The 22515-nt window shown below is 69.7% G+C and carries 20 protein-coding genes; 9 read left to right on the top strand and 11 right to left on the bottom strand.

Translation table 11 applies throughout. The annotated features are described in order from the left end of the window. Positions 1-279: 279 nt before the first annotated feature. The 5 genes from TCUR_RS09670 to TCUR_RS09650 form a co-directional block, all read right to left on the bottom strand. The gene (locus TCUR_RS09670; protein ID WP_012852310.1) at positions 280-1251 is read right to left on the bottom strand and encodes an acyl-CoA desaturase; all 972 of its coding nucleotides are present in this window, start codon (positions 1249-1251) and stop codon (positions 280-282) included. A gap of 467 nt (positions 1252-1718) precedes the next feature. Beyond that, complete coding sequence (locus TCUR_RS27030) at positions 1719-2546, bottom strand: ferredoxin reductase domain-containing protein (RefSeq protein ID WP_012852309.1); 828 nt, start codon at positions 2544-2546, stop codon at positions 1719-1721. Between the two features lie 190 nt (positions 2547-2736). After that, on the bottom strand, positions 2737-3246 hold the full coding sequence (locus tag TCUR_RS09660; RefSeq protein ID WP_012852308.1) for a hypothetical protein: 510 nt from the start codon (positions 3244-3246) through the stop codon (positions 2737-2739). Continuing rightward, the gene (locus TCUR_RS09655; protein WP_012852307.1) at positions 3239-6406 is read right to left on the bottom strand and encodes an Eco57I restriction-modification methylase domain-containing protein; all 3168 of its coding nucleotides are present in this window, start codon (positions 6404-6406) and stop codon (positions 3239-3241) included. Before TCUR_RS09655 ends, TCUR_RS09660 begins: the two co-directional genes overlap by 8 nt. Before the next feature lie 93 nt (positions 6407-6499). Beyond that, the gene (locus tag TCUR_RS09650) at positions 6500-7105 is read right to left on the bottom strand and encodes a TetR/AcrR family transcriptional regulator (RefSeq protein ID WP_012852306.1); all 606 of its coding nucleotides are present in this window, start codon (positions 7103-7105) and stop codon (positions 6500-6502) included. 271 nt (positions 7106-7376) lie between these two features. Here TCUR_RS09650 and TCUR_RS09645 point away from each other — a divergent pair, with 271 nt between their 5' ends. Beyond that, positions 7377-8159, top strand: coding sequence for an SAM-dependent methyltransferase (locus TCUR_RS09645; protein WP_245537024.1), 783 nt, complete (start codon positions 7377-7379; stop codon positions 8157-8159). Between the two features lie 257 nt (positions 8160-8416). On the opposite strand, the gene TCUR_RS26435 is transcribed toward TCUR_RS09645, so the two are convergent. Then, on the bottom strand, positions 8417-8602 hold the full coding sequence (locus tag TCUR_RS26435; protein WP_148232975.1) for a hypothetical protein: 186 nt from the start codon (positions 8600-8602) through the stop codon (positions 8417-8419). Between the two features lie 202 nt (positions 8603-8804). On the opposite strand from TCUR_RS26435, the gene TCUR_RS26010 reads away from it, so the two are divergent. The 3 genes from TCUR_RS26010 to TCUR_RS09635 all read left to right on the top strand — a co-directional run bounded on the left by TCUR_RS26010 (position 8805) and on the right by TCUR_RS09635 (position 10753). Further along, positions 8805-9044, top strand: coding sequence for a hypothetical protein (locus TCUR_RS26010; RefSeq protein WP_052305475.1), 240 nt, complete (start codon positions 8805-8807; stop codon positions 9042-9044). Beyond that, positions 9026-9556, top strand: coding sequence for a hypothetical protein (locus TCUR_RS26005; protein WP_148232974.1), 531 nt, complete (start codon positions 9026-9028; stop codon positions 9554-9556). Before TCUR_RS26010 ends, TCUR_RS26005 begins: the two co-directional genes overlap by 19 nt. Before the next feature lie 744 nt (positions 9557-10300). Further along, positions 10301-10753, top strand: coding sequence for a hypothetical protein (locus tag TCUR_RS09635; RefSeq protein ID WP_148232973.1), 453 nt, complete (start codon positions 10301-10303; stop codon positions 10751-10753). 210 nt (positions 10754-10963) lie between these two features. On the opposite strand, the gene TCUR_RS09630 is transcribed toward TCUR_RS09635, so the two are convergent. Then, on the bottom strand, positions 10964-11686 hold the full coding sequence (locus TCUR_RS09630) for a 5-methylcytosine restriction system specificity protein McrC (RefSeq protein WP_041439474.1): 723 nt from the start codon (positions 11684-11686) through the stop codon (positions 10964-10966). Between the two features lie 203 nt (positions 11687-11889). Beyond that, positions 11890-14115, bottom strand: a complete 2226-nt coding sequence (locus TCUR_RS28340) for an NACHT domain-containing protein (protein WP_041439473.1) — start codon at positions 14113-14115, stop codon at positions 11890-11892. A gap of 879 nt (positions 14116-14994) precedes the next feature. Here TCUR_RS28340 and TCUR_RS09620 point away from each other — a divergent pair. Further along, complete coding sequence (locus tag TCUR_RS09620) at positions 14995-15357, top strand: hypothetical protein (protein WP_041439472.1); 363 nt, start codon at positions 14995-14997, stop codon at positions 15355-15357. 449 nt (positions 15358-15806) lie between these two features. Here TCUR_RS09620 and TCUR_RS09615 read toward each other — a convergent pair whose 3' ends face one another. From TCUR_RS09615 to TCUR_RS09605, 3 genes are all read right to left on the bottom strand, one after another. Further along, a complete protein-coding gene (locus TCUR_RS09615) occupies positions 15807-16451 on the bottom strand; it encodes a hypothetical protein (RefSeq protein ID WP_012852300.1) in 645 nt (214 codons plus the stop codon). Between the two features lie 148 nt (positions 16452-16599). Beyond that, complete coding sequence (locus tag TCUR_RS09610; protein WP_012852299.1) at positions 16600-17235, bottom strand: hypothetical protein; 636 nt, start codon at positions 17233-17235, stop codon at positions 16600-16602. Next, a complete protein-coding gene (locus tag TCUR_RS09605) occupies positions 17232-17651 on the bottom strand; it encodes an ATP-binding protein (RefSeq protein ID WP_148232972.1) in 420 nt (139 codons plus the stop codon). Before TCUR_RS09605 ends, TCUR_RS09610 begins: the two co-directional genes overlap by 4 nt. A gap of 332 nt (positions 17652-17983) precedes the next feature. Between TCUR_RS09605 and TCUR_RS09600 the strand changes: the two genes are divergently transcribed. The 4 genes from TCUR_RS09600 (at position 17984) to TCUR_RS09575 (ending at position 22073) form a co-directional block, all read left to right on the top strand. Further along, the gene (locus tag TCUR_RS09600; protein ID WP_012852297.1) at positions 17984-18865 is read left to right on the top strand and encodes a helix-turn-helix domain-containing protein; all 882 of its coding nucleotides are present in this window, start codon (positions 17984-17986) and stop codon (positions 18863-18865) included. Continuing rightward, positions 18862-19053 carry a DUF397 domain-containing protein gene (locus TCUR_RS09595; protein ID WP_012852296.1) on the top strand — a complete coding sequence of 64 codons (192 nt, stop codon included), beginning with the start codon at positions 18862-18864 and terminating at the stop codon, positions 19051-19053. Before TCUR_RS09600 ends, TCUR_RS09595 begins: the two co-directional genes overlap by 4 nt. A gap of 191 nt (positions 19054-19244) precedes the next feature. After that, a complete protein-coding gene (locus TCUR_RS09590; protein WP_012852295.1) occupies positions 19245-19439 on the top strand; it encodes a DUF397 domain-containing protein in 195 nt (64 codons plus the stop codon). An 855-nt stretch (positions 19440-20294) separates the two neighbouring features. Then, positions 20295-22073: a GmrSD restriction endonuclease domain-containing protein gene (locus tag TCUR_RS09575; protein ID WP_012852293.1), complete on the top strand. Its 1779-nt coding sequence runs from the start codon at positions 20295-20297 to the stop codon at positions 22071-22073. Positions 22074-22515 lie beyond the last annotated feature (442 nt).

Here is a 22515-nt window from a genome sequence, read left to right as displayed (position 1 = left end):
TCCAGCTTTCCGATGGTTCACATCGCCGGCGTCCGGGGGCGGCCCGCCTGGCGGGCGGGCCGCGCCCCGGAGGCCGGCGACGGAGGGGGCCGGGACGCCTGCGGCGTCCCGGGGAGCCGGGCGATCGCAGTGAGAGTGCCGGCGGATCGCCGATCGCCCGGCTCACGTCCGGTGCGGTCCAGGGGCGGTGGAAAGCGCCCTGCGGGCCGGGCGGCTGAGGGGGCGGAGGCCGCCCGGCCCTGACAGGGCGGGTCTGGCAGCGTCATGGCCGGTAGCAGGTCAGGCGATCCGTTTGGCGGCGATCCGGGCGGGGTCGGGCCAGCGCACGTCGCGAGCCAGGCGCAGCCGCTCCATGATGCGGATCAGGCGGGCGCTGGGGTCGAGCTGGCCGCGCAGCACCCCGTGCCGGGCGCTGGTGGCCTCGGCGTGGTGCAGGTTGTGCCAGGACTCGCCGAAGGACGGCAGCGCCAGCCACCACACGTTGGTGGAGCGGTCGCGGGTTTTGAACTGCTGCTTGCCGAACACGTGGCAGACGGAGTTGACCGCCCAGGTCACCTGGTGGACCAGGCCGATGCGCACCAGGCCGCCCCAGAAGAAGGCGGTCAGCGCCCCCTGCCAGGACCACGACCACAGGCCGCCCACCGCCGCCGGCAGCAGCAGCGACAGCGCCACCCACAGCGGGAACAGCCGGGACATCCACATCACGTCCCGGTCGGCCAGCATGTCGGGGGCGTAGCGGCGGCGGGAGGTCCGCTCACGGTCGAACATCCAGCCCATGTGGGCGTGCAGCAGCCCGCGGGCCAGGCCGAGGGGGGAGCGGCCGTACTTCCAGGGCGAGTGGGGGTCGCCCTCGCGGTCGGAGTACTGGTGGTGCTTGCGATGGTCGGCGACCCAGCGGACGATCGGGCCTTCCAGCGCCATGCTGCCGGCGATGCCCAGCGCTATCCGCACCGGGCGCGGCGCCTTGAAGGACCCGTGGGTGAAGTGGCGGTGGTAGCCGACGGTGATGCCGAACCCGGTGATCACATACAGCACGGCGGCGATCACCACGTCCCGCCAGCTCAGCCCCCACCCCCAGGCCACCGGGACGGCGGCGCACAGCGCCAGCAGCGGGGCGGCGATGAACACCCCCACCAGGGCCCGCTCCCAGGGGGCCTGGACCTCCGCTTCAAGAGGTCCCACCGGCTGGGGCGCGTGCAGGTTCTCCAGCGGGGCGCTCTCGGTCTCGCGACTGCTTGCGGCCGGGGTCACGAGTGATTCCTTCGGATGACTTCAAGAGGGGAACGCACTCATACAGACCACCGGTCCGCGGGTGGGCCGGGGTAGGGCATATGGCCCGATGAATTAGGGACTTTAGTCCCTCGCCGCGCCCCGGCCGGCCGTCGCGGGCCGCAGGTCCCCCGGATCAGGGACTTTGGTCCCTGGCGCCGGCCGGCCCGCTCGGCAGAATGAGCTTCGTCCCTGTCCGTGACACTGGCGGACGGCCGGGCCGGCGCACGGGTCGGCCGGCGGTGCGCGTGCGGCCTGCGGGCCGCCGGGACGGCGCGCTCGTCTCCCTCCTCCCGGGTAGCACTCCCCCGATCGTGGACGCGACCCGGTGCCACCGGCGAGTTCGGCGCCCGGCGGCCCGCAGGCCGGATCATGCTCACCTCATTGCGCGCGCCGCCGGTCGCCCGCCGGCGCCGGCGAGGACGCGGAGCGAAAAGCGGCCGGCCGCCTCAGGGACCGGAGGGGCGCCGCAGCGGGGCGGCCAGTTCGTGGTAGCCGAACACCGGCCCGTTGCGGCAGGCCAGCAGCACCGGCCGGTCGGCGGGGCCGACCCGGCAGCGTCCGCAGACGGCGTCGGTGCAGCGGATGAGCGAGTGCGCCGCCATCTGGATCCGCTGCGGCGGCAATCCGCGGCGGGCCAGGGCCTGCGCGGTCTCCAGCATCATCTCCAGCGGCCCGGCCAGCAGCGCCGTGGCGTCCGGGGGCGGGGCGGGACGGTCCTGGGCGGCGCACGCCATGGTCAGCCGGGAACCGGTGGCGATGGTGACGTCCATGCCCCGCGCCACCCACAGGTCGGCGTCGGCGTGCAGCGCGAGCGTCCGCGGGTTCCGGCCGCCCGCCCACACCTGGACGCGGGCGTAGCGGGCGGTGCCCGACAGCACCTGTTCCAGCACCGGCCGCAGCGCCACCAGCCCGGTCTCCCAGGCCACCAGCAGCAGCGTCCGCCCGACGGCCGGCTCCAGGTCCCAGCCGGTGCCGAAGGGGCCGCGCACTCCCAGCAGCGTGCCGGGTTCTCCCAGCGGCGGCCCGGCGCAGGGCACCCGCAGCGTGGTCACCTCCAGCCCGGCCGAGCCGTTGCCGGCGATGGCGGGGATCCGCACGCCGGCGGGGGTCTGCAGCACCCAGTACTGTCCCGGCAGGGCCTGTGGGACGGCCTCGCCCGGCTGCACCGGTTCCAGGACGAGCGTCACCATGCCGGTGGCGAGGGGGTAGCGGGCCAGCACCCGATACGGCCGGGCCCTCATCGCCTGTGCGCGGACCCGTTCGTCACCCGGCATGCCCCTGGCCCTCCCACAAAGTCGCCGCTCAAGCCTGGCCCAAGGCGTCCCTGCCGGACCAGGGACCAAAGTCCCGAATCGGCCTGTCCCTTTTCACCGGCCGACCGGCAAGATCATCCCCATTTCCCGGCGTCTCACACGCCGGGTGCGCAAGCGCCGTGGTTTTCCGGGCCGGATTCGGAGCCAAAGGTCAGCCCGCCACCCGGGTGCGGGCCTTGGCCAGGTATCCGGCCAGGTGCTCGGCGGGGTCGCCGGCCACCGGCTGCAGCTTACGCGTCAGCAGCGCGGCGTCCCCGGGCGGCAGGTGCAGCAGCGGGCGCCGCAGCCGCACGCTCCAGGACCGCGGGTCGGGGAAGGCCGCCAAGCGCTCCACCAGGGGCTGCAGTTCCACTCCGCTCCCCCAGGGCGCCAGCGTCTCGATCCGCAGCCGGCAGCCGCGGGGGAAGGACCGCTCGCCGAAGACCACCGGCTCCTCCAGCGCGACGACCGGGGAGGTCACCACCGCCCGGGCGATCACCCGTCCGCGGTCTCGCGTGGGGTTCCCGAACGCGCCGCGCGTGGCGTACACCAGCAGAACGTCCCCTTCGGCGAGCCGGTCCACCTCGGCGCGGGCGGTCGGGGGGAAGGCCATCCGCTGCTCGCTCAGCACCCACGCGATGGCGTCCCGGTCTCCCAGGATCAGCAGGTAGTTCTCACTCACGACGCCACCGTAGCGGCAAGCGGCACGGCGGTGGATCTTCAGCGGGCGCAGGGTGCCTGGGGCCGAGTCCCGGCGGCGGGTCCAGGACCGTCCGGTAGGGGCGGCCGGTGGCGGCGGCCGCGGCCATGGCGTCGTAGGCCGCCATGACCAGGTCCCTGGTGCGGTAGGAGCCGCAGGCGGCCTCGTCCTTGCGTTTCACGATGGGGAAGGACGCCAGGATGTGCTCGGCGTCGTCGCGGCCGATGCCGTACAGGTGCAGGAACGCCGCGTCCAGCTCGGCCCGCAGCAGGCGGCGCCGGGCGGCGTCCCAGCGGAACGGCGGCCCGTCATCGCCCAGGTCGCGGGCGAAGGGGGCCATGTCCCAGGCCGTGTAGACCAGTTCCAGCACCCGGCGTTCCGCCCAGACGTGGAAGGCGGTGGCGGGGTCGGCGGCGAACGGCTCGCAGAACCGCTGCGGCGACGGCACCGGGAACTGCTCGACGTAGAAGTAGTTGAGGTTGGTGCCGCCGATCTTCTGGCGGGCGCAGTAGTCGAACACCAGCGACGACAGGCAGGCCAGCAGGGCGGGGCGGAGCCGGTGGCGGGCGGTGCCGATGAGGGGGACGGCGTTGCCCACGGCGACGGGGGGCAGCGCGCAGGCCAGGAAGGTCCGCTCGTTGGTGGGGCTGGTGACGTTGGAGAAGCCCAGCAGCCACGGCGGCAGGTCGCCGGGGAGGTCGGCGGCGTGCACCCAGTAGGCGGGCTGGGCGAACCGTGCGGGGTCGGCCCATTCCTTCTCGGTCAGGCGGACGGGCCGGTGCCTGCGTTTGGCGGCGGTGTCGCTGCAGGCCACATCCGCGGCGCGGTGCTGGTAGAGGTCGGCCATCACCCCTTGGTAGAGGGGCACCATGACCTCTTCGCCGCGCACATAGCAGTTGCCCTCCCGCCGCCAGGGGCCGCCTTCTTGGGCGGGGTCCTCCAGGCGGTCGCGGGTCCAGAACAGGTGCGCGTCGTTGGACATGTCGAACATCCGCCGGAACGACAGCCCCCACGGGTCGCAGCCTGGGCCGCGCAGCACCGGGACGCGCCGGTAGATCTCCAGCACCAGTTGCGCGTCCCGGCGTCCGCGAAAGGACGGGCAGGTGCCGGTGTTGGGGTTGAGCAGGGCGATCTGGCCGGGGGTGAGGGAAAACCGCCGCCGCGGGTCCTGGGCCTGGGCGGGGTCGTGCAGGAAGAAGGCGAACTGCGCGGCCGGTTCGCGGCGGTCTGGGCCGGCCAGGGTCAGCAGGGTGAAGCGGAAGCGGCTATCGACGTCGCGGAACAGGCGGCGGCGGTTTTCGAAGTCCAGCAGCGAGACCAGCGAGCCGCTTTCCACCACGTCCCGGAAGAAGCGGCGGGTGGTGGCGTCGGTGGCGATGCCGGTGGGGACGATGAGGCCCATCCTGCCGCGGGGGTTCAGCAGCGAGCGGCCCGCTTCGGCGAAGACGGCGTAGGTGTTGAGGTCGCCGTGTCCGGTCAGCGGGTAGCGTCCGCAGGCGCGCAGGAAGTGGGCGGTTCCCTCGGCCTGCCGGCGGGCGCGGGTGAAGGCGGCGTGCAGCGCGGGGTTCCGCTCCGGCAGGGCGGCGATCAGGCGGCGGCGGGCGGCGGCGTCGGGGGCGGCGGCGATCTGCTCGTCGCGGGCGGCGAAGAACTCCCGTTCGTGCAGTTTGACGCGCTCCCAGGGCGGGTTGCCCAGCACGCAGGCGAAACCGCCGGCGCCCGCCTCGCCGGTGAAGATCTGCGGGAATTCCAGGGGCCAGTGGAAGAAGCGGTACCGGGCGGTGATCTCCTCCAGTTCGGCGCGGGTGCGCGGGGCGAGGCGCCGCAGGTCGCCGTGCAGGGTCGCGGTGGTGATGGCCGGCGGGGCGGTGGGGGTCTTGGGCCAGACGAAGGCCGCGCACCAGGCGTCGGCGTGCGTCTTGGTCCAGGCGCGCAGGGGCGGGTGGTTGCGGCGTTCTGCCCTGTTGCGGGCGCGCAGGGCGGCGGTCAGGGCGCGGTCGTCCTCCTCCAGCGGCCGGAAGGCCGCGTCGGGGATGCCGCCGGCCAGCAGGGCGGGGGTGGCGCCGAGCAGGGCGTTGCCGACTTTGATGCGCTCGTCCCACGAGCGCAGCGGCCGGCCGGGCTCGCCGGTCTCCAGCCAGAGCGCGACCTTGGCCAGCTCGACCGCCAGCGGGTCGAGGTCCACGCCGTACACGCAGGTGGTGAGGGTCTCGCGCAGGGCCCGCCGCAGCGCCGCGGGGGGCGGCTGCGGGTCGCCGGTGCGGACGAAGGCCAGGCGGCGGGCGATCCGGCCCGCGGCGGCGACCAGGAAGCGGCCGCTGCCGCAGGCCGGGTCGCAGACGGTCAGCGCCAGCAGGGCCCGTTCCTGTTCGCGGCGGGTGCGGCCGGTTTTGACGGCCTCGTCCAGCAGCGGGTCCAGCGCCGAGTCCAGCAGGCAGTCGACCAGGGCGGGGGGCGTGTAGTAGGAGCCGCCGCTTTTGCGTCCGGTGCCGGCCGGCAGCAGGACGAACGCCCGCCGCCGGGCCGCACTCTGCCGGCACGGCCGGTGCTTCAGCAGGGACTCGTGCAGCGCGCCCAGTTCCGCGACGTCCAGGCGGCAAAAGTCGATGGGCCGGGGGCGGGCGGGGCGTCCGTGCCGGATCTGGGACAGCGCCCGGACCGCCGCGCACAGGTCGGCGTCGTCCAGTTCGGTGTCCTCCAGGACCCGGTCGGCGTCGGTGCGGGCGAAGATGCCGCCGAGGGCGGGCAGTGCCAGCTCCGGCAGTCCGTCGTGGCCGCCGAGGCCGTCGATGACGGTGCGCAGCGACCGCCACAGCCGGCCGTGCCCGCCGCCCGCTTCGGCGGCCCGGCGGCGCAGCACGGCTGTGGAGTGGTGCGCAAGGTAGCGTTCCCGGGCCTGCTCGGGTGCGTCCGGGTCGAGCAGCATGCCGCGGTCTTCGGCCAGGAACAGCACCAGCAGCCGCTGGACGGTCCACAGCAGTGCCCGGTGAAGGTCCTGCGGGCTGTGGCGGTCCAGGAGGCCGGCGTTGGCCGGGTGCCGCAGCAGCCCGGTGCCCAGTGTCTCGACGGCCTTGCGGGCGCCGCCGCGCAGCCGGTGCCAGGGAGGGTCCTGGGGGTCCTCCGGTCCGTGGGGCCGGCTCATCGGTCGGGGCGCTCCTTGCAGGCGCGGGTGCGGCCAGCGGTGTGGAGCCTAGTACGCGCCCTGACCGCGCCGCCAGCCCGGCGCCCCGGGCCGTCACGTGTGGGGCTGCGGCGGGGCCAGCATCCGGTCGATGACGATGTGCAGGATGTCGCGGAAGAACTTCATGGCGTCCGGGTCATCGGCCTTGATCATGCCGCGTCCTCCCGGGGCCAGGATGCCCGTGTTCAGGAACCCGGAGACGCACCACAGCACGATTCCCAGCAGCCCGTAGGGGCCGATGTCGTCGGGCACCGCGCTCCGGATCTTGGGGGCGGCCAGGCGCAGCAGGGGCCGCAGGTAGAGGTCTTCGATCTCCGGGACGTCCGAGGCGTCCGACACCCACCGGTGCGTCCACAGCGCCAGGAAGTCCGGGTGCTCGGCGTAGAAGTCCAGGTAGGCGTCGGTGAACCGGTGAACCGCGTCGCGTCCGGGTTCGGCCTCCGCCAATGCCGCCCGTACCGCGGCGTATTTCTCCTCGCAGCCGCGGTTGATGACCTGCAGATAAAGTTCGCGCTTGCCCCCGGTCAGCTCGACCACCGTCGCGGTGGGGACGCCCAGCGCGTCGGCGACGAGGTCCAGGGTGGTCATGTCATAGCCCAGCCCCGCGAACAGCCGCGTGGCGACCTGGTGGACCTGTTCGAGTGTGACTGCCTCCGGCATGCACATCACCTTAAGCGGGTATTCAGCTCTCTTCGGCGAAAAAACGGCATTTTTGGATCGATCATTTGCAAAATTCAGGTCAATCCATCGCCGGCGCATCGGCGCCGCACGCCGTGCAATTCTCCCAGGCAGATGCAGTAACGGTCGCCGAGTGGAGTTTTAGGTCAAAAGACCGTATTGATCCGGTCAAGGTCACGTTGCCCCGGTGCGGTGCGGCGGGCCAGAGTTGATCTTGCGTTCCGATGTGCGCATCGAGCCGATGGAGCCTTCGATGACCGAGATCAACACCGACGTCCCGCACTCCGCCCGGGTCTACGACTACTGGCTGGGCGGCAAGGACAACTACGAGGCCGACCGGGCGCTCGGGGACGCCATGGTGGCGGCCATCCCCACACTGCCCGCCATGGCCCGGGCCAACCGCGCGTTCATGGAACGCGCGGTGCGCCACCTGGCCGGCGAGGGCATCACCCAGTTCCTCGACATCGGCACCGGCATCCCCACCTCCCCCAACCTGCACGAGATCGCCCAGTCGATCGAGCCGGCCTCCCGGGTGGTCTACGTCGACAACGACCCGCTGGTGCTGGCCCACGCCCGCGCCCTGCTGGCCGGACACCCGGAGGGCAAGACCGCCTACATCCACGCCGACCTGACCGAGCCGCGCTCCATCCTGGACCACCCGTCGTTGGCCGAGACGCTGGACCTGGACCGGCCGGTGGCGCTGATGCTGGTGGCGATCCTGATGTACTTCACCGACGAGCAGAACCCGCGCGCCATGGTCGCCGAGCTGATGGACGCCCTGCCCTCCGGCAGCCGCCTGGTCATCTCCCACCCCACCGCCGACTTCGACCCCGACAGCGTGGCCCAGGCCGTCGAGGCCGCCACCTCCGCCGGCATCACCCTGGTGCCGCGCACCCGCGCCCAGGTGGAGGACCTGTTCGCCGGCCACGAGATCCTCGACCCCGGGGTGGTCCCGCTGGCCGCCTGGCGCCCGGTCGAGCCGCCGGCCGACCCGCACGCGGTCTACTACTACGGCGGCGTCGCCCGCAAACGCTGACCGGCCCGGCCCTGCGCCTGACCGCCGTGCGGTCTCGTGCAGCACGTGACCTGGGAGGCCGAAGCCAAACCATCGGCGATCGCAACGCCTCCCCGCCCCGGTTTGGGGAACGGCACGGGAAAAGCTCAGCGACCTTGCTTCGGAGCGATATGCGGGTGGGGTGCTCGGTGCGCACCCCGCCCGCAGGGCGTCAGGGGCGGCCGGGCAGCCGCCGGATGATGAGGGGCGGTCCGGGTCGAGCAATTGCTCCTCGAACACTATGGACGCCCGGCCAAGGACTTCATCTTCGGAAAAACGACATAACCTTCTACACGCTGCCCCGATTTGAGATCGGCGAACTCGAGCGAAGCGGAACCGGCCCGCTCATGCTTCGTGCCATCTGCTTCCACCAGGAAGAAGCCACCAGGACCGATATGAAACGAATTCCCCTCGTGGCTCTTCACCTCGATACGAAATCCGATCTCATCGGACCTCCTTACGAATGCCGACTCTCCTTCACTCCCCCTTTCCCATACGGATGGCGATGGTTCCCCGACCTGGGGAACCGTCGAAGGACGGGGAGCACCCTCTGGCCATCGGCAAACGCAAGCTCAAGAAAGTCGCCCTGCGCCACCCATAGGGGCCGAGGTCGCCCACGAGGCGCACATGCTCTGCCACCACCACGGGCTGGCCAACCCGGTACACGCCTGGCTGCTGGGCGAGCTGCTGCACTACCTGCGTCAAAGAAACGCCGGCCGCCACGGCTTCCAGGACATGGGACCGGCCTGGGTCCCGGTGCGCAACGCCGTCACCGCCGGCGCTCTGCGGATCGGCGACAAACGCGCCCTGCAGGTCGCCGAAAGCTGGGAGAAACCGATCCGCCAGCCATGCCTGAGCTGGGGGTGAACGTGGCCCCGGTCGTGCGGAAACGACGCACCGACGATGCGGCCGTCCGCCGGATGCAGACAGTGGCGTCCCTGGCCGAAAAAGGACGGATGGGTGCCGACATCCGCATCCCCACCGCCCCCAACCCCATCCGGATCGAGGCCGATCTGCGCACCGGGCAGATCGAAACCACTGTCGAGGTCCCGGCCGCCGAACGCGCCCGCCCCCTGTCTCGCGTGCAGTGGCTGCTGCGCCGGCTGGCCGAGGCCCCGCCGGAGTTGCGCATCGAGGCGCTCACCCCCGGATGTAACACCGGCCCCTGCGAACTGCTCGGCGCCTCCCGGACCGAGCCCGGCCTGCTCGTCCCCGACGAGGGAAACATCTCCTCCTTCCGCCTCACCCTCGCCACCGGCATGGGCTCCAAACGCGGAGCCGAAGAAACCGGATTCATCCGCAGCGTCGACATCGCCATGGACCACTTCCAGCAGACAGTCCTGCGGGCATTCAAGATCACCGCCGCTGCGGGCGCCTGAGGTTCTTCCGGCGAGATGAGGCGGCGGCCGCACCGTGCCGCCTCCCATCAGGGCGAAGGCACCGCCCGGCCTGCTCGTGGACGGCTCGCGCACCGGCCGGCCCGTCCCGGTGAGCCCGGAGCGGCTGCCGTCGTTCAAGCGCCTGCCCGGCCCGCCGCCTCGCCCCGCACCGGCAGCCGAGGCGCCCCGGCCGGCTCGAAAGCCTTCCCGGCTTCGCTGTCCGGGGTGACCGCAGGCGTCCTCGCCCCGGACGAGCCGTCGCCGCTTCGGCCTCCTGCCATTCGGCTGCCGCGAGCAGACCGCGCCCCTGTTCATCACCGGGCATCGCCCGGCCGGCGGGTGCAGGACCGCCGAGTGCTATGCCGCGGTCTTCGGTATCGACGCCGTGAACGTACCGGAATGCGCCCGAATCGGCCGAGGAGGGGACTGAGCACGAAAATCACCGCGAAATCTTCCTCGGCCATCCCTTTCCGCAAGCGCCATGCGGCGTTTCATGACGTAGAGGGCCAGACGGTAAATACACACCGCCACGACCCGATATTCCCTGAACCATCATCCAAAAATACCCCATTCAAGGCATCGCCGGATCATTTACTCAAACAAAATTCACCCTTGGTTGCCAATTGCACTGTTCCCCCATAGCGTCAGGAACGTCATACGCTACCCGAAAGCACCACAAGGAGGCGGAGGATGGAGACGAGATGGCGTAAGGCCACCCGGAAAAGCATTGCCGCAGCGGCGTTAATGCTGCTCACGCTGGGGGTGTTCCCGAACGGCAAGGCGGTGGCCGATGTCCAGCAGCAAAGGCGCCTAGAGGGCACCATCACGGTCACGACCAACGACTATGAGACGTTCGGCTCCGACCAGCGCTGCAGCCACACGGTCCGGATGTCGATCGTCGTCAGCCCCAGCACCAGGGGATTCCGCACCACGACGACATGCGGTGGCGAAATCCGCACAGAGCTCCTCCACTACTACCGAACCGACGCCCGGGGCGTCATCTCGGTGTGGGGGACCGTCTACTTCTACGAGGGCGACTCGGTGAACACCAACGACCTGGACGGCACCACGACCTACTCGTTCCAGATCCAGCCGGGCTGGCGGGTCACGCGCAACGTGCACGTCTGGAACGTCGCCGAGAACGAGCGCCGGGACTGGTCGACGATCAGATTCGACGTGGCCAACAGGACCGTCTAAGTAACCTGGCTCTCTGATTCCTCACGCGCCATTACCGCCCGTCGCGGCATGTGCTGAGGTCTCCTCATATGCCCGCGGGCGGTAATGCCATGCTCTCGTCTCCTTTCACCGGCCACCGGACGACGGTCATGCTCACGGCGCCGGCCGAGCTTGGAGCCACCAGTCGGACAATCCCGCTTGAGGTTCTTCCAACATCCTGCGGCCGGTGCCTCAAAGAGCCGCTTCAGTGAGCACCGGTTCGGTGAGCGGGCGGCGATCTGCAGGCCCGACGGCGGCACCCGCCAGGTCGCGCGCCAGGCGGGTGATCTGGGCGCGCAGTTGCGGAATGGGGACGTCCAGGTTGAGGGCGGTCTCGGTGAGCTGGATGTCCTCGGCTCCTGAGATCCGGTGGGTCTGCGGGGCGTTCGGGCCTTGGGCGTAGACCAGGTAGCCGCGCCGGGTCTGGAAGGCGGTGCAATAGGCGAGCACCTGGTAGAGGTGCTCCTGCCGTTTGCTGAGCTCCTTTTGGAAGGTGTACTTGGCGTCCAGGACGGCGCCGGGCGGGCCGGCCGGGGTGTAGTAGACCAGGTCGGGTTTGAGCTGGATGCGCCGGTCGTGGTCGAGGTGGCGGCTTTCGTCCTGGAGTTCGGTCCGTCCGCCGTGAGGGCGCAGCGCCTCTTGCAGCGCCCGGGTGAGGAAGTCCTCGAAGACCTTCCACATTGTCAGCAGCAGGCCGTCCACCCGCACCACGGTGCCGTCCTCGTGCTCATAAGAGCCGGAGCGCAAGATGAGTTCGGCCAGGCGGAGGGCGGTGCGGTAGCGGGCGTTGAGACGGGAGGGGGTCCAGCGCGGCAGCAGCGTCCCGTGGGTGTGCGGGCGCACGCCGTCCAGCCGCAGGATCAGCCGCCGCAGCATCGAGCGGGTGGCGGGGTGCACCCCGGGCAGGCACAGCATAAGTGCATGACAGACCTATTGTCCGAGGTGGTGTGTCGTTCATGATGCCGCCCGAGACAGGCGATGGCGCCTTCCCTCCAGATTCTCCCGGACTCTTCGGAGCAGGAATATCACGGAGAGAGCGGTCACCTACATGAGCAAGTGTCGGTCAGGCCATGAGGCTCGTGACGACGGGCTCACAAGGCGCGAGGACCTGGAACGCCCTACCTTCCGGCGGAATCCGACACGGTCCGCTCCCTCCGGCGCCCCTCGTCGCCTGCGGCCCGGCGGGTGCGCCGGTAGCCGGCGGCCAGGTGGTCCTGGAACTCGGCGTGGCGGAACTGGTAGAGCGGGCCGACCGCGCGCAACAGCCCGAGCCGATGACAGTCGTCCAGGAACGGCATCAGCCTCCGCGGCAGCAACTTCTTCCACCTCAGCCACCAGGTGGCCACCGCGTAGGCCGCCCAGGCCCGGTGGTCGCCGCCTCGCACGCCGGCCGTGGTCCCGGCCATGACGCCGAACACGATTCCGAACACGACTCCGATCGCAGGGCCGGCGGTGAGAGTGAGGACGATCCCGACCACGATCCAGAACACGAGCATGGTGACGCCGATGCGGAGCAAATTGAGAGTCCGATCGGCCTCCCAGCTGGCCGTCGGCGTGGTGACCCGGCTTTCAGGCGTCGGCTTCTCCGCCCACTGCATGAACATCCTGATGAGCCAGACCGCGATCCCGCCTGTGAGGCCGGAGGTGAGCCAGGTCGCGGCTCCGGAGGTGATTCCGGCCCTGGCCCCCTCCGAGATCCCGACCATGATCCCGCAGATGATCGCGAACATGATTCCGACCGCGAGCAGGATCGCGAACTCGAACGTGGCCCGGCGCACGAACTCGCCCCACCGGTGACGAAGCCGCAACTCGGCATATCCAGGAAGGTCGCGGACCCAATATTTCGCGGCGTCCCCGGCCATGATCCCGGCCAGCAGCCCGCCCATCGCCCCGAATACCAGCCAGGCCATGGCACCGGTCACGATCGCGTTCGTGAACCCGCCCCTAATCCAGCTCATGAGACCGCACACGACCCAGGCCACGCCCCCGGTCACCAGCCAGGCCGCGCTCGCGAGGATGATCCTGGCCGCGAACCTGCCCGCGGGCGTGGCGGCGTAGGTGGCGGCGGCGAGCCGCCACCAGGCCAGGTCACGGGTGCCCTGCTCGGTCAGGAGGTGGGCCAGGTACCCCAGCCAGGCGCGGACGCGATCTGGGTCGTGGCGCTCGCGGGGCTGGAACGCCCTGGGGCCCTCCTCCAGGTCGCCGGCCAGGCGGGCCCTGAGGAGGGCGGGGATGAGGTGGTCGAGCAGGTGGCCGCGCAGCGCGGCCGGGGTGGGGAAGCGGCGCTCATCCAGCAACGGAGACGGGTCGGCGCCCCCCTGGTCGACGTAGACGGCGCGCAGCAGCCACAGCCCCAGCGGTGTCGCCACGACCTCGGCCAGCGGCCCGCCCGATCCCGGACGGGCCGGGGAGGCGGCGCGCAGCCGGTCGAGGATCGGTTGCCAGGCCGGCCGGCGCGACGAGGGCAGACAGCGTTGCAGGTAGTCGGCGGCGGCCTGCGGGGACAGCGGCTCGGCCTCCAGCACCTCCGCCGAGGTCAGCACGTCCCCGGCGGTGGCGGCCTGGGCGTACTCGTCGGTGCGGCAGGTCAGGATCACCTGGTCGTCGCGGGCCAGGGATCGATTCAGCACCTCGAGCACCTTGGCCTGGACGGGGACGGGTACCTCATCGAGTCCATCCAGCACCGGCAGGATGTACCCGCGCCTCGCCAACCAGGTCGCCGCGTCCGCCGGCATGTCCGAGGCGCGCAGCGCCGGGTAGTCCCGTTCCAGCACGGCGGCCACCCAGCCGGCCAGGCGGGGGTAACGGTCGACATCCCAGCCGGCCACCGACAGCAGCACCGGCACCGGCTCCCCTGCCTGCCGGCTCTCCAGCAGACCGCGCAGCAGCTGCACCGCCAGCGTGGTCTTACCGCTCCCCGGGCCGCCGAGGATGACCACCCGCCGTCTCTGCAGCGCCCGGAAATACTCCACCAGACCGGGGGCGTCGCCGCTGGACACTTGGTCCGGCACTCCGGAGGTGCGGTTGACGGGGTGGTCCACCAGCTCGGTCCGTCCGGTGGCCCGCCACCGCACCGGCATCGGATCGGGGTCGTCCAGCAGCCGGGCCTTGGCCTCCTCACTCCACTGCTCGGCCACCAGTCCGGCCAGCGACCCCGCGGCCCGCTCCAGCTCCTCGGTCGATGGAGCCGCCCGGGGAGCGAGGCCTCTCCGGTAGGACTCCACCAGCCCGACCACCACGGGGTAGGCCCCGAACAGCGCAGCCACGATGCCGCCCACCCACGCGGCCCGCTCCCGGTCCTCCGTCACCACGGTCGCGATCATCCACACCAGCAGCCCAGCCACCCCGGCCAGCCCAGCCAGCAGCAGGGCTGTCCGCCGCCCCCTCCCTGGCCTGTTCCGCCTCGCCATACTTGTCAGCATCACCACCGACGCCCCGGCCCGCACCGAAAACACCGCGAATGTCCCCCATCGGCCACAGCGGCCATTCCCAGGGCCTTCGTGAAACAGCGAAAGCATCCGATCGTCTCGGGCCCGGACGCCGATCCTTTTTGGCAGATGGCCTTGGAGAGCGGGAGCCGTTGCGGTGTCCGATGCCATATCATCACAGATCACAGCGGTGTCTCCGGCTGCCAGACCCGTCTCGTGCCCGCCGGGAAAGGCTCGCTATGACGGCCGGAAAGGCACGCGCTCTGAGTCAGGCACCGCATGACCCGCGGACCGGACGGCCGAGAAGTCGGCGCGGCTGGGACGCCAGCGCCCCTGAGCAGGGCGGCACCCCTTGCCGGGAACACCTCTTTGAGCTCTTTAAAGGCACCGTTTCACAAGCACTATGAGGAGCGTCGCCGGCGGGAGGAGCGGTGCAGCCGAGGCGGCGCAATGAAAATTTTCAACACGTGGTCTCAAGTGGCCGGGAGGAGACCCCCAGTGGTGCACGGTACCGTGCCACCGCAGGTCACTGCCCTCTCGACTACAACGTATCCGCCTGAGCCACAGAAACGGCGCATTGAAAACACTCAATCGATATACGCCGCCATTACCGCAACCCGAAACATTTAACGCTGCACCAAAAAACCTCAGCCAACACACAGAACCATCGTTCTCCAAACACAAATACACCATTCCCGTATGACACCAGGAACGCTACAGGACGTCCCACGTGACACAGGGCGGCAAGAAACGGTGATGAGATGACGCAAGGCGGCTTGGCAGACCGTTGCCGCGATGGCATCGATCCCGCTCGCGATGGGGGTGGTCCCAGCCACCCAGGCAGCGGCCGACGCCTGGCAGGACCGCCGTGTGGACGGCAGCGTCACGATCACGTCCAACGACCACGATGACGGCCTTGACCGGCGCTGCAGCCGCCCATTCCTGATATCGATCGTCGCCGGCGAGGGCGTCAGAAGCATCCGCATCGTGATGACATGTGGCGACGACCGTCGCACGGAGGTCTTCCACAACTATCAGGCCGACGCCCAAGACGTCGTCACGGTATCGGGACGGGTCGATTTCTACGAAGACGCCGACGAGAACGCAAGTGACCTGGACGGCCGGGCGACTTTCTCATTCCTGATTCAGCCGGACTAAAGAATCATGCGCAACGTGCACGTCTGGGACGCCGACGACAACGACCGCCAGGACTGGTCCACGGTCACATCCGATATGACCAACAGGGCCGCTCAAACCGCCTGACGGCGGTCGGTTTGCGAGTGCACCCGCCATGGGCCGCCGGGTCGGGATCCATCCAGTGCCGACCGGGCCGGCCGGAGCGGCGCGCATGTAGCGCTTCTCGTCTCTCAGCGACGAGCGATCTGCTGGAAAGCGAGGCGCTTTTCAACGCGTGTGCAGGACGATCACATGCGCTGCAGCGACCGGCCGTCCGGTGCATCACCGGTCGAAAGTCCGGCACACGCGACGAGAACAGCGCCACCGGGTGGACAGGGCCTTGCAGAAGCGGCGGACGCGGGAAATAGGCGCAGGCCTCCACTCATGAAAGGTTTCGCCGAAGCCGCCGGGCGACGGTCCTGCGGGGAGCGTCACCGGCCGCGCGGCCTGCTCCGCAACCGTCTGAGCCAGTTCTTGATCGCGTCTCGGATGGAGGACCGGTGACCGGGCGCCTCCCGGTCAGGAAGAGTGGGCGACTGGGCTGCGAGCACATCAGTATACGGACCAGAGCCCAACTCGGCGGCGGAGTTCACCACGACGACGATCATGGCGCTGCCGGGGTCGCCCGCCGGCACGGTCACGGTCAGGGCCGGGCGGGAGTCTTCGTGGAACACGATGCGCCAGGACCCGTCCGGCTGCTGTATGGCCCGCAGGTCGTCGGATGAGGGAAAGGAGAGCGACTGGCTGAGCACGGCCGCCGTGGCGGCCTCGATCGCCTCCTCGCGGGTGAGCGGGGCGGCCGGGTCGGTGCTCCGCTCACGCCACCGGTCGCGGACGGCCTGGAACATGCGCCGGACGGCGGCGACCGTGCCCGCGTCGGCGCGGTTGCCGACGATCCCGCCGAGCGCGGCGGCGCCGAGGTAGGCCGCGACGTCCACGACATAGGGGCCTACCGTCGAGACGATTTCGGCGAAGCCATAGGAGGCGGAGGGGCCGGTCGGGGTCGGGAACGCTCGGGCATCCGACGCCTCTTGCGGGTTCTGTTCGGCGTGGGGCGGCGGCGTGTCCTCGCTCATCGGTGCGTCCTCCCTGCGCGTGTGCTCGATTTCGATTGGAGCACGCCGGATGCTTCTTTCCGCCCCGCTTCCGGTAAGGGCGGACGCTCCGAGGCGGTGGTGCCGAAGGTCGTCCGGCACCGCCGCCGGTCCGAGCGTGCAGCGGGGTTCACTGCGGGCCCGGCGGGCGGGAGTGGCCGCGGATGTGGCGGCGATAGCGCTCGATGAGGACCTGGCGGGGCATCGGGGGCCAGGTGGACAGGTGGCCGGTGCGGCGGTCGATGACCAGCAGGGGGCTTGCGGGTTCGGCGTCGGGGACGAAGGCGCGGGCCACGAAGGCGTCGCCGATGTCTTCGATGGCCACCGGGGCGGTGGGGCCGGCGCCGTTGTTGAAGTAGCGGTCGGCGCGGCGCCAGGCCTCGGCGCGGTCGAGTTCGGCCGGGTGCACCGCGTAGGCGTCCAGGACGTCCAGGAGGCGTTCCAGGGTGCGGCAGCGGTGGGTGCGGCACTCGCGGCACAGTTCGGCGCCGGTCACGGTGACGGGGCGGTGGGCGTCCAGGACGGACGACAACGCGGCCCCGGCGGCCAGCGCCAGGCGGCGGGAGTGGCGGGCGAACTCGGCGGTGTGGGCGTCGCCGATGTGGCGGGCCGCGGCGTCCAAGGCGGCGGCGTCGGCGCGCAGCGCGGCGGTCAGCAGGGCGCGCACCCGGGCGTGCAGGTGCGGGTGGAGCCGGGCGAGCGGGGGTTTCCCGCCGGGCGCCTCCCCTCGCCCGCCGCCGGCCGCCGGTCTTCCTTGAGGGGTCACGCGGGCCACTTCCCTTCGAAGACGGCGGTGACGGTGCGGCCGGAGGAGTTGCCGTGCCAGCCCCAGCTCGTGGCGGTCAGGGAGACGGTGCGCAGGCCGCGGCCGGACTCGGCCAGCGGGTCGGCCTCGCGGGCGACCGGTTCGTCGGGGCCGCCCTGGTCGGCGACGGAGACGGCGACGCACTGCGGGGTGCGCAGCACCTCGACGGTGAAGGAGCCGCCAGTCTGGCCGGACTTGGTGTGGCGGACGGCGTTGGCGACCAGCTCGTCGGTGGCCAGCAGGACGTCGTCCAGGAACGGGCAGCCCTCCAGCAGGCAGGCCACGAAACGGCGGGCGGCGCGGGCCTGCATCAGGCCGCCGGGGAAGTCCCGGCGCCAGTACAGGGGCGGGGCCATCCCGGCGGCAGGGGGATTCATCAAGAGCACAGGGCACCTCCTGGGCAGGACGTTCGGTGTGTGATCGACAGGCGGTCACGCTTGGCAATGGCATGTTCACACCACAGCGCGCCCCCGGTCCGCTGATTCGACGCCCGGCCCTGGTGCCTTGGCGGTTTTTCACCGTCCGGCACCGGAACGGTTCGGCTGCGGAACGACCCGACAGCGGAACGGCCCGGCAGCGTGACGGTTCTTTTTTGGCCACATGCGGCCTGACCGATCTTCAGCGGACGCGTCCTGACCAGCCGAGTCGTGGGCTATACGTCAAGTAGTCAAGCAATTACGGCCATGGACGCTCATCGGGGAGGCCAGTGATGTTCAGCCCCTACGTTCGCCGGCTTCGTCTGGCCGAAGCGCTGCGCAAACTGCGCGAGGACCGCAATCTCACGGCGGACGAGGTGGCCAAGACCGTCTTCCAGTCGCGGGGGAAGCTTTCAAAACTGGAGACCGCGCAGACCCGCCCCGAGGCGTTCGAGATCATGGGCATGCTGGAACGGCTGAACGTCACCGGCAAGGAGTACGACAAGATCATTCATCTGGCCCGGACCGCCGCTCAGAAGGGGTGGTGGGACCAGTACGCCAAGGTCATGGGGCCTCGGCAGCGCCTGTACGCCGATCTTGAGTCGGGTGCGGAGACAATCCGCAGCTACAACCAGACGGCGATGCCCACTGCCTTGCAGCACCCCGACTTCATAAGCGCAATGATCGCACTGGACGAGTGTCAAGGGCCGCTCGACTACATACCGGAGAGGATGGCTGAGGCCCGCGCACGCCGCCAGCAGCATCTACTGAAAGAAGACGGGCCTACATACGAGGCCGTGCTGGACGAGTGCGTACTCCACCGGCTTGCCGTGCCAGCAGAAGTGATGGCCGTACAGCTCCGTCATCTCGTCAGCATCCTTACCGACAAGCCACAGATCACTATCCGCATACTTCCCCACAACGTCCCGATCCCCGGTGGCTTCCTGCCCAAGAGTTCTTTCTCGCTCTACACGTTCCCCGACCCTGCAGACCCCCAGATAGCTGTGGTGGACACCGTGACCACCGACCTCATCCTCACCCAGCGACGTGAGGTTGCACGGTATACCGGTGTGTACAACCGTGTCCGAGAAGCCGCACTGCCTCCCGCTGAGAGCCTGGCGTTCCTCGAGCGGATGGCCGACCGGCTAATCGAGCAGAAGGGATCGGGCCTATGACCAGGGATTTCACCGGCTGGCGCAAGTCACGGCACAGTGAGCCGAACGGGGATTGTGTGGAGGTAGCACAAGCCGCTGACGGCACCATCGGCGTCCGAGACTCCAAAGGAGACCCTCACGTCGTCCTGGAGTTCACGCCCCACGACTGGAGCAGGCTACTCAGCCAGATCAAGGAAAGTAGCGAGTGACCGTACAGCGCATCCACTGGCGCAAGTCACTATCCAGCGAGCCTAGTGGCAACTCGTGTAGAGGTGAGGCAGCCCCCAACAACACCACCGGCGTCCGAGCCTCCAAGGAAGATCCCCCGCGTCGTCCTGGAGTTCACGCCCCACGACTGGAGCAGGCTACTCAACCGGATCAAGGAAGTTCACGGGTAACCATGCAGCGCTTTCGTTGGCGCAAGTCGCGACACAGCGGCCCCGACCGCTGCTGTGTCGAAGTCGCCCGGACCTCCGATGACACCATCGGCATCCGCGACTCCAAAGGCCATCCCGACCGGATCATCCTCGTCAACCGCGCAGAGTGGGCCACCCTCCTGACGACGATCAAGGCCGGCGCTTCCAACAGCGGCTGACCAGCAAACCGCCCTGCCGTGCTCTCCGGACCAGCACGGCAGGGCGGCGCCGTCACCTCTCCGGGTGGCGCGGCCCTTGCCCCGGAGGCGGGTCAAGGAGGCTCTTGTACGGCCCACCGCTCTCCTCGGCACTCCCCATCGCGTCGTAGATCTCCAGGATCAACGCCTTCGTGCGCTCGAACCGCTCCGGATCATTCCGCCGGCCGCCCAGGCGACGGCCTTCCTCGAAAGAGGCCACGGGAAGGCCCGTCCACAAGTCACCGCTCCCCTGTCCACGCTCCACCGGACCACATTCACAAACCGGACGAAGCAACCCTTTCCTGACGGCAGTCAAGACCGGCGCTCTCAGCGGAGACCAACCCGGAAAGCGCCCTGTCACGCCCCAGACACGACCTGGCGAAACATCCTGCCATCCGCCGAGGAGACGCGACCCGCACCCGCGCCTGCACAGCGAACCGAGCAGGCTTCTGCACAGCACGCCACGGCCGGTCGCGGTCCCGGGTATCGGCAACAGGAACCCCGGTGCTGTCTGAGTGCGTGTCCTCCCAGGTCACCGCATCGCCCTTGCTTGCGAGTCCTCCGTCCACGGAAACGGCGCATTGAATAAGGCTCAGTCCTCAGACGCCCGGGGCGTCCGCCCACCCACACGGCATCCACCGCCCCGCCTCGGCTCCGCCTGGAACAAGTCACCGCCCACCGCCCCGGCCGATCACGAACACATACCGGGCGACGGAAACAGCCAGAGCGGAACCGAACACACGGCTATGCTCCATAGTCGCGGCCACAGGCGATCTTCATCGTCCTCGGTTGCCGTTCCGTGACGTGAATTCATTGGTGTGAAAGGGGCCGACCGGCGTGAGTGTGGAGACCTTCGGTATCGAAAAAGAATTCCTCCACGAATTGCTGAAGCAGGTCCGCACCGGTCGCATCCAGCTTCCCGAGTTCCAGCGCGGCTGGGTCTGGCCGGAGCCCAACATCACCGGCCTGCTGGCGTCGATCTCGCTGGGGTACCCGGTCGGCACGATCATGATGCTGCGCACCGGCGGTCCCACGCACTTCAAGGAGCGGCCGATCGAGGGAGCCGAGATTCCCCCCGGCGCCAAGGCCGAACGCCTGCTGCTCGACGGCCAACAGCGGCTGACATCGCTGTTCCAGGCGCTGCTGATGGGACGCCCGGTGATCACGAAGGACGACAAGGGAAAGGAGATATCCGGCTGGTTCTATGTCGATATCGAAGCCGCGCTCAACGAAACACAAGACCGTGAGGAGGCTTTCCGTTTCATCCCCGTGGACCGAGTCGTCCGCACGAACTTCGGCAAAGACGTCGAACTCGACCTGACGACCCCGCAGCAGGAGTACAAGGCCAGGCTGTTCCCCCTCGAGAAGGTGTTCGATCCGGACGACTGGGCCAACGGATTTCAGGAATACCACGACTACGACAAAGACGTCATCAAGCTCTGGAACACCTTCAACCGGAAATTCGTGCGGCGTTTCGAGCAGTACCTGATGCCGGTGATCGAGCTGGGCGCCGACACCGCCCGCGAGGCGATCTGCCAGGTGTTCGAGAAGGTCAATACCGGCGGGGTCACTCTGACCGTCTTCGAGCTGCTCACCGCCACCTACGCGGCCGACGACTTCGACCTGCGCAAGAACTGGCGGGAGCGCCGCGCGGCCTGGGAGGACGACAGCGCCTACCGGGTGCTTTGGGAGGTCTCCGAAACCGACTTCCTCCAGGCCGTCACCCTCTTGGCCACCTACCACCGGCGGATCGGATACACCGGCGAGGCGGAGCGCGCTCCCCGGATCGGCTGCCGGCGTTCCGACATGCTGCGGCTACCGCTGGACGACTATCGCCGCTGGGCGCCGGAGATCGTGCGCGGGCTGCAGGCCGCGGCCAAGTTCCTGCACCGGCGCTTCATCTTCGACACCAAGTTCCTGCCGTACGGCTCCCAGTTGATCCCGCTGTCAGCGATCTACGCCGTGCTCGGCCGTGAGGCCGAGACCGTTGAGGCCGAACACAAGATCGCCCAGTGGTTCTGGTCAGGAGTGTTCGGTGAGCTGTACGGCGGCACCACCGAGACGCGCTTCGCCCGTGACCTCCCCGAGGTCGTCGACTGGGTCCGCGGGGCGGAGGAGGAGCCGCGCACGGTGCAGGAGGCGCAGTTCGCCCCTGGTCGGCTGCGGACGCTGCGCACCCGCAACAGTGCCGCTTACAAGGGCCTGTACGCCCTGCTGATGGCCGAAGGCGCCCAAGACTGGCTCTCCGCGCACAGCATGAACGCGGCCACCTACTTCGATGACGCCATCGACATCCACCACATCTTCCCCCAGGCCTGGTGCCAGCGGGCGGGGATCGCCAAGGAGGACTACAACTCCATCATCAACAAAACCCCGCTGTCGGCTCACACCAACAGGGTCATCGGCGGGGACGCCCCGTCCCGTTACCTGCCGCGACTCGCGGCACAGGCGGGCGTTCCCATCGAGAAAGTGCTCGACCTGGTGGACAGGCACTGGATCGATTCCCGCCTGTTGCAGGCCGACGACTTCCAGGCCTTCTTCAGCGCTCGGGAGTCGGCCCTGCTGGACCACATCTCCGATGCCGTGGGCAAGCCGGTGGCTAAAGAAGGCACCTGACGGCTCGTTCCTCACAACCACCGGTCAGGGCGCAGGTGCCAAGCACCCGCCCAGCGAGGGCGGAGCCGGGTGAGTTACTTCGACCGTTGCCGGACTTCCAGGCCGTCCGGCAACGGTCGTCTCCATGAACGCCGTGCAGGTCAACCGGCGTGGACCAGGCGGTGTTCACTCCAGCCGGCTGCATCCGGCGCCAGGCCCGTCGTGCCGGGGACCGACAGGCTCACCTGCAGAGGAGCCGACTCGACGGCCGCCCATCGGCGAGCGTGCCCGGCGCCTGCGGCATGACCGGACCTTTTCAACACGCCCTCTCCGCAAGTCGAGGCGGGGATGTCGCTGTCAGGGACGACGCCGTGACCTGGAGCGTTGCAGCGGCGGCCACCTACCGGGGCACCTCCCGCAAGACTCCCCCGCTTACCTCGTAGCCGACCTGTCTTGGGGCCGA

The sequence above is a fragment of the Thermomonospora curvata DSM 43183 genome, assembly GCF_000024385.1.
Classification (GTDB): domain Bacteria; phylum Actinomycetota; class Actinomycetes; order Streptosporangiales; family Streptosporangiaceae; genus Thermomonospora; species Thermomonospora curvata.
This window is presented reverse-complemented; position numbering and strand designations above follow the sequence as displayed.

Excerpts from the sequence above, each read along its gene's own strand:
- TCUR_RS26005 (WP_148232974.1), top strand. The coding sequence starts at position 9,026 with ATGCCTGAGCTGGGGGTGAACGTGGCCCCGGTCGTGCGGAAACGACGC.
- TCUR_RS26010 (WP_052305475.1), top strand. The coding sequence starts at position 8,805 with ATGCTCTGCCACCACCACGGGCTGGCCAACCCGGTACACGCCTGGCTG.
- TCUR_RS09590 (WP_012852295.1), top strand. The coding sequence starts at position 19,245 with ATGCAGCGCTTTCGTTGGCGCAAGTCGCGACACAGCGGCCCCGACCGC.
- TCUR_RS09635 (WP_148232973.1), top strand. The coding sequence starts at position 10,301 with ATGCTGCTCACGCTGGGGGTGTTCCCGAACGGCAAGGCGGTGGCCGAT.
- TCUR_RS09645 (WP_245537024.1), top strand. The coding sequence starts at position 7,377 with ATGACCGAGATCAACACCGACGTCCCGCACTCCGCCCGGGTCTACGAC.
- TCUR_RS09595 (WP_012852296.1), top strand. The coding sequence starts at position 18,862 with ATGACCAGGGATTTCACCGGCTGGCGCAAGTCACGGCACAGTGAGCCG.
- TCUR_RS09605 (WP_148232972.1), bottom strand. The coding sequence starts at position 17,651 with ATGAATCCCCCTGCCGCCGGGATGGCCCCGCCCCTGTACTGGCGCCGG.
- TCUR_RS09615 (WP_012852300.1), bottom strand. The coding sequence starts at position 16,451 with ATGAGCGAGGACACGCCGCCGCCCCACGCCGAACAGAACCCGCAAGAG.
- TCUR_RS27030 (WP_012852309.1), bottom strand. The coding sequence starts at position 2,546 with ATGCCGGGTGACGAACGGGTCCGCGCACAGGCGATGAGGGCCCGGCCG.
- TCUR_RS09655 (WP_012852307.1), bottom strand. The coding sequence starts at position 6,406 with ATGAGCCGGCCCCACGGACCGGAGGACCCCCAGGACCCTCCCTGGCAC.
- TCUR_RS09630 (WP_041439474.1), bottom strand. The coding sequence starts at position 11,686 with ATGCTGTGCCTGCCCGGGGTGCACCCCGCCACCCGCTCGATGCTGCGG.
- TCUR_RS09600 (WP_012852297.1), top strand. The coding sequence starts at position 17,984 with ATGTTCAGCCCCTACGTTCGCCGGCTTCGTCTGGCCGAAGCGCTGCGC.
- TCUR_RS09620 (WP_041439472.1), top strand. The coding sequence starts at position 14,995 with ATGGCATCGATCCCGCTCGCGATGGGGGTGGTCCCAGCCACCCAGGCA.
- TCUR_RS09650 (WP_012852306.1), bottom strand. The coding sequence starts at position 7,105 with ATGCCGGAGGCAGTCACACTCGAACAGGTCCACCAGGTCGCCACGCGG.